This window comes from uncultured Mediterranea sp., assembly GCF_902493215.1.
Classification (GTDB): domain Bacteria; phylum Bacteroidota; class Bacteroidia; order Bacteroidales; family Bacteroidaceae; genus Bacteroides.
This window is the reverse complement of sequence record NZ_CABUOL010000022.1, coordinates 44,940-51,309: the sequence shown is the minus strand read 5'-3', so window position 1 is coordinate 51,309 and position 6,370 is coordinate 44,940. Positions and strand designations below refer to the sequence as shown.

General features: G+C 46.4%; 5 protein-coding genes. 3 read left to right on the top strand and 2 right to left on the bottom strand.

What is annotated here, in order from left to right; all coding sequences use genetic code 11:
* Nucleotides 1-449: 449 nt before the first annotated feature.
* A complete protein-coding gene (locus RDO88_RS11590) occupies nt 450-1,025 on the top strand; it encodes an FKBP-type peptidyl-prolyl cis-trans isomerase (protein ID WP_307759524.1) in 576 nt (191 codons plus the stop codon).
* Between the two features lie 104 nt (nt 1,026-1,129).
* Here the strand turns inward: RDO88_RS11590 and RDO88_RS11585 are convergent, their stop codons facing one another.
* Nucleotides 1,130-2,413, bottom strand: a complete 1,284-nt coding sequence (locus tag RDO88_RS11585) for an L-serine ammonia-lyase, iron-sulfur-dependent, subunit alpha (RefSeq protein WP_307759523.1) — start codon at nt 2,411-2,413, stop codon at nt 1,130-1,132.
* Between the two features lie 148 nt (nt 2,414-2,561).
* Between RDO88_RS11585 and RDO88_RS11580 the strand changes: the two genes are divergently transcribed.
* Entirely contained in the window at nt 2,562-3,686 is a 1,125-nt protein-coding gene (locus tag RDO88_RS11580; RefSeq protein ID WP_307759522.1) for a PCMD domain-containing protein, read from the top strand.
* A gap of 36 nt (nt 3,687-3,722) precedes the next feature.
* Nucleotides 3,723-4,511 carry an outer membrane beta-barrel protein gene (locus tag RDO88_RS11575; RefSeq protein ID WP_307759521.1) on the top strand — a complete coding sequence of 263 codons (789 nt, stop codon included), beginning with the start codon at nt 3,723-3,725 and terminating at the stop codon, nt 4,509-4,511.
* Between the two features lie 430 nt (nt 4,512-4,941).
* Here the strand turns inward: RDO88_RS11575 and RDO88_RS11570 are convergent, their stop codons facing one another.
* A complete protein-coding gene (locus tag RDO88_RS11570) occupies nt 4,942-6,336 on the bottom strand; it encodes a DUF4925 domain-containing protein (protein ID WP_307759520.1) in 1,395 nt (464 codons plus the stop codon).
* Nucleotides 6,337-6,370 lie beyond the last annotated feature (34 nt).

Here is a 6,370-nt window from a genome sequence, read left to right as displayed (position 1 = left end):
CCTGATTCATAACTAATTCCTTTGTTTGCAAAATTATTATATAGCGAGCAAATGAATGGCATGAAAAATATAGCGGAACGGAGAATAAGGTCCTTCGCCTAACAAACAAACCCTGTCTTTTTTTCTAATATGGAAAAATATGACTAAGTTTGCATGATAGACATAGCAAGAAACATCGTTCCATTCAGTGATAAACAGGATATGAAAAGTAGAAATGGAAACTATTTCCAACCTTCTTTTTCAACCCGGAAAAGGCAACGGATAAGTAGCGATTTGTTTTCCTAACTCCCTCAAAAACGGTCAAAAACCACAAATGGAAGAATCTGGAACAAAGCTACATATTTCTTTAGTTCTCAAACACTTTGTACTATTTCCTCAAAAGTTATCCGAATGTGGGCGAGTTTCCTTATCTTTGCAATTTGAAACAATAAAAACAAATGAACAACAAGATGGAAACAAACAAGTACATTACCGTAGCCTATAAACTATATGCTATCGAGGATGGTGAGCGCGAATTTACAGAAGAAGCCACCGTGGAACATCCTTTTCAGTTCATCTCGGGACTGGGACTGACACTGGACGCTTTTGAAAGCCAAATCAAAGGACTGAATGCGGGCGACAAATTCGACTTCACCCTGACCTGCAACGAAGCATACGGCGAATACGACGAAGACCACGTCATCGACCTGCCGAAGGAAATATTCCTAATTGACGGAAAATTCGACACGGAACGCATCAAGGAAGGTGCCATTGTACCCCTGATGACAGCCGAAGGACAGCACATCAACGGCAGCGTGGTAGAGGTGAAAGACGACGTGGTAGTGATGGACATGAACCATCCGCTGGCCGGATGCGACCTGAACTTTGTAGGCGAAGTGGTGACCAGCCGCGAAGCAACCAACGAAGAACTGGCCGAAATGGCCCGCATGATGAGCGGCGGTTGCGGAGGCGGATGCGGCAGCTGCGGTGGCGGATGCGGCGACCACGGTTGTGGCGACGACTGCGGATGCAAAGAGGGATGCTGACACTAAACAATGAAGAACTAAAAATGAAGAATGAAGAATTTCCTGAGTGCTTCTTTATTTTGAATGCATAAATAGGGAATTCTTCATTCTTCATTTTTAGTTCTTCATTTACTCGTCATGATGTCGAGCACCAAGCGGTCTGTCTCGTTCATTCCCTGCGAACCAATCTTGGTGAGGTTACGGATGCTCTGGTCCACATCGGCATCGATGATGCCTTCGACCGAAGTGACGCAACGGTTTTCCATTGCCATAATGGCCGACAGGACAGCGGTAGAGACACCGGTAGTCACCTTCAAGGCACAACTGGGCTTGGCACCGTCGCAAATCATGCCTGTCAGGTTGGCAATCATGTTCTGCACGGCATAGGTAATCTGCTCGTAGGTACCGCCCATGAGCCACGTAATGCCGCAACTCGAACCGGTAGCGGCTACCACACAACCACACAGGGCAGACAAGCGGCCCAGGCTTTCCTTTATATAAATGACCGTCAGATGGCTCAGCATCAAGGCACGGATCAGTTCTTCTTCCGATTTGCCATTCTCTTCGGCAAAGACCACAACGGGAAGCGTGGCTGATATACCCTGGTTACCGCTGCCCGAATTGCTCATCACCGGTATCATGGCACCGGCCATACGCGCGTCGCAGGCACCGGACGTATAGGAAAGAATGTGCGAAAAGACACTGTCGCCCATCACCTTGTGTTCGTAAGTACCGCGAAGCATCTTGCCCAGACCGTGGCCGTAGTCACCTTCAAAGGAACGTTCGGCGGCAGCCTTGTTCAGGCGGGCCGTATCGAGAATGAAGCGGATCTCATCCAAGGGCGCCGTCGTGGCAAAGTCGTAGACCTTGCGTAACGTCAGGTCGGGTACCGGCATCTCCTTTTCTTCGCCGGAAGCCGTCTGCTTGTCGAGCAGCACTTCGCCGTCGCGGGCCACGTAGACAAACGACGTATGCCCTCCGGCAATGATGGCCGTGGCTACATGTCCACCAGCTTCGCAACACACCTCTATATATAGTTTCTCCGTAATGTCCGGCTTGAGGGCAATGGAGATGCGCTTTTCCCCGATGAAACGCTTGCCGGCCTCCACAGCTTCTGGTGTACTGTCCTTCAACACTTCCAACTGATATGCCGACTTGCCGACCAGGGCACCCAAGGCAATGGCAATGGGCAAACCGATCATCCCCGTCCCGGGAATGCCGACACCCATGGCGTTCTTCAGGATATTGGCACTGAGCCACACACTGATTTTCTCGGGCTTCATGCCCAGCGTTTCGGTAGCCCGCGCCACACACAAGGCCACGGCAATGGGCTCCGTACAGCCGATGGCCGGAACCACCTCGCGCTTTACCAGCGCTATAATCTGTTGTCTTTCTGCTTCGTTTATCATTCTGTCAGTTGATTTAAGTTCCTGCAAAGGTAGGAAAAAGGTTTTATCAATCAAATAGTCAGCACGGGGAATTTAATGTGCCGTAAATGACAGAATTTCAAAAAAGAAACGTAACTTTGCCCGCTCATTCAATTATGCTATTATTTTTATGAAAGTCAAACAGTTATTATCTTGCTTCCTGCTGGCAGCTTCATTATTTTCCTGCATACAGGACGAAGCGCTGAATGTGGAAGCGGCTATCGATGCCTGTACAGGCCCGGACGTGCAACTGGCCAGTATCAATCCCATGAACCGGACTGTAGATATCTACATTTCACGAAGTACAGACCTTAGCAAACTGGAGCTGAATTTTACTTTACCAGAAGGTGCTACCATCCAGGCTGACGAACCTCTTGCACAAGACGCTCCTCCCAAATACGATTTCAGCTCGCAGGCCAAACGTTCGTTCACCGTCACGGCAGAAGACAAAGAATATACCGCTGTTTATGAAATTGCCCCCATCATCAGCGAGTTGCCCACCGTTTACCATTTCGACGAATTGAAAAACGCGGCACAGACCAAATATCACACGCTGATGGAATTTCAATACCCCAGTTCAGGTTCGGACTTCCGCGTGATGGAGTGGTGCAGCGGTAATCCGGGCTTTGACATGACAGGCGAAGCTAAAGTCGCCGCCGACTACCCTACCGTACAAGCCCCCGACGGCATCAGCCGACAATGTGTCAAGCTGGAGACCAAGAGTACAGGCAGTTTTGGAGCCATGGTGAAAATGTATATTGCAGCCGGTAATCTGTTCATCGGATCGTTCGAATTGGAAAGCCTGGCCGAAGCTGCCAAGAACACGCATTTCGGTTATCCGTTCTACCAGATTCCCAAGGAACTGAAAGGCTACTACAAATACAAACGGGGAGCCCAATTCCAGGTTGGAAAGGATATCGTTACCGACCGTCAGGATTATTGTGACATCTACGGCGTGATGTATGAAAGTGACGACCAGGTAGACTTCCTGGACGGAACCAATTCGTTGACATCTCCCAACATTGTGCTGCTGGCTCGGGCAGAACCAAGCAGTTATGCCGAAACAGACGAATGGACAGAGTTTACTCTGCCTTTCGTTGCCCAAAACGGAAAGACCATCGACGAAGCCAAGCTGAAAGCCGGCAAATACAAACTCAGCATCGTCTTCTCATCCAGTGTAGAAGGAGCCATCTTCAATGGAGCCATCGGCAGCACACTCTACATTGACGAAGTGAAACTGGTGTGCGAACCCTGATATTTTTAACAAACAATCCATGAACAAAAAGAAGATATGAAAATTATACGAATCATCTTATGTTGTGCAAGTCTGCTTCTGGCAGCCCCCTGCCTGCATGCACAAAGCAAAGAAAACAACAAGGCCTTGTGGAAATCCTATCTGCACGGATGGGAATATGCCATCAAAGCAGGGTTCAATATTGGAGGCACCTCGCCCATCCCTCTCCCTGCAGAAATCAGAAGTCTTGAGAAGTACAACCCCAACGTAGCCATCTCCATCGAGGGAACCACTACCAAATGGCTGGATGCAGCCAAACAATGGGGACTGACTGTAGGTTTGCGGCTCGAAACCAAGAGCATGACAACAGAAGCCACAACCAAAAACTACGGTATGAAGATATTCAACAGCACGGGTGGATTTCTGGAAGGCCTGTGGACCGGAAAGGTATATACCAAGGTTAAAAACGCTTATCTCACCGTACCCATCACTGCCGACTACCGGATCAATGACCGCTGGAGAGTGTCTGCCGGTCCCTATTTTTCCTACCTGATGGAAGGAAATTTCAACGGACACGTATACGAAGGCCATCTGCGTACTCCCGACTATTCAGGAAGCAAAGTGGAATTTACAGGTGACAGCCAGGCCAACTATGACTTCTCCGATGAATTGCGCAAATTCCAATGGGGTATGCAATTGGGAGGCGAATGGAAAGCCTATAAGCACTTGAGCGTATATGCCGACCTCACCTGGGGCCTCAACGACATCTTCCAAAAAGACTTTGAAACCATCAACTTTGCCATGTATCCCATCTATCTGAACATCGGATTCGGATATGCTTTCTGATAAACGGACAATATAAATTCACGAGGGTATCAAAATGAAGAGTTCCGTACCTGAAATTAACATGAGGCCGGTCTACTTTATTTTGATACCCTCTTTATTTTATGTCACTGCCTGAAACCGAAGGAAAGGAAGTAAAGGCGTCCCGGATTATACCATAGCACATGTAAGATACGATCTCATGTTGCACAAGATGGCATCTTATGCTGCACAAGATGCCATCTCATGCTGCTCAAGATGCCATCTTATGTTGCATGAGATGCCATCTTGTGTAACGGATGATTCAAACCTGCATTGGACAGGATTATACGATACTCTTTGCAGGATGGGATTTCCCGAGTGTGAAGACAAACATATAAAAAGAGAAACTCCCATTTCTAGAACCAAGAAGAAACCAGAAATGGGAGTTACAAAACAATGTCAACCTTCAATGTTATTCAGCTTCTGTAGCCGGAGCCGCATCTGTTTCCGAATAGGAACCAAGAGCCAGATTCAAGCCAATGTTAAAAGAAGAAGTTGCTTCCCAAATCTGCTCAAATTCTGTCACATTCTGAATTCCTAAAAGTGCCTTTATCAAAGGATATATTGGAGTGGGATTTCCATAGATTTCAATTGTTGTATTTTGCAACAATTCATCCAAATCGGGTAACATCGGAAACAAAGCAGGCATAAGGATATCGAACACTTCTTTATCCACACTGACATACATATTCTCCAACTTCATTCCATTCTCAAAATTCACATCACCTATAAAATGAGACAGAGGGAAACCATTGAAAGCATAATCCATTAATGTCTCAATACCTTCATCGGAAATTTTACTGATATCCAATTTAGCCAGAATAGTATCCTTACCTACTTGTTCCAGCAATGCAGCAATCAGCTGTTTGATTTCAGCAGGTGTCTTTCCTTTCAAAGATTCGATGATACTGACAATTGCTTCAGTATCGCCTTCTCCACCTTGATCGGCCACAGCTTGTGCCATGATAGCTGGAATATCCAACACGACATAAAGGTCATTATCCGTTGCATACCAATCTACCAAATTGGCTGGAGATGTTTTCCAGGTCAACCCTTCACGGGAAGGTAATGCCCCCCCCATCATAACAGACATCAGTTGGTTCATATTAAGCTCAGGCATGTTTTCTGCGTATTCTGCAGTAAGTGAACCATCTGCATTAAAAGTCACCTTATTCAACAGCTGGGTCATGAAATAGGATAATGCCGTTGTACCCACAGTTGTAATATTACTGGTTGCCAATCCAGGATTGTTTCCATCAGAAGTATAATCCGAAATCCAGTTAATGTGACAAGGCGCATAACGGATTCCATCTTTATAATCAATCAGTCCATCACCATTATAATCCCCGAATTTATCAATATGACTGTCATCGCACAACGTCCACGTCTGTACCAACATACCCTCTGCTACAGTCTTGACACTGACAGTCGCCTTTCCGTCCATCGTAATGGTACCATCTACTTTTGCCTCCATAGAATTAAGAAGTGTACGAGTCAGAGGCAACATATATGAACCTTGGAACTTGAACGAACCGTCAGCTTGTTCAGCAAGCGTTACATCAACCTGTACTTCATCCCAACCTCTGATTGCTTTTGTCAATGTCAGCACACCGCTTTGAGCATCTTTCACAGCAAGAGTCACAGCAGCATCCGGCATATTCTTTTCATTCAAAGTCAATTCCAGATTCTCTGCCGATATGGCATCTGAAGGCAGCTTTTGCCAATTAGGTTGTTCGTCGTCGCTACAACCTGTAAACACTCCCATTGAACAAATCAATGCGAACAAATAAAACAAACTCTTTTTCATTGTAAAAAACATGTTTAGTTAATAATTAGTTTCC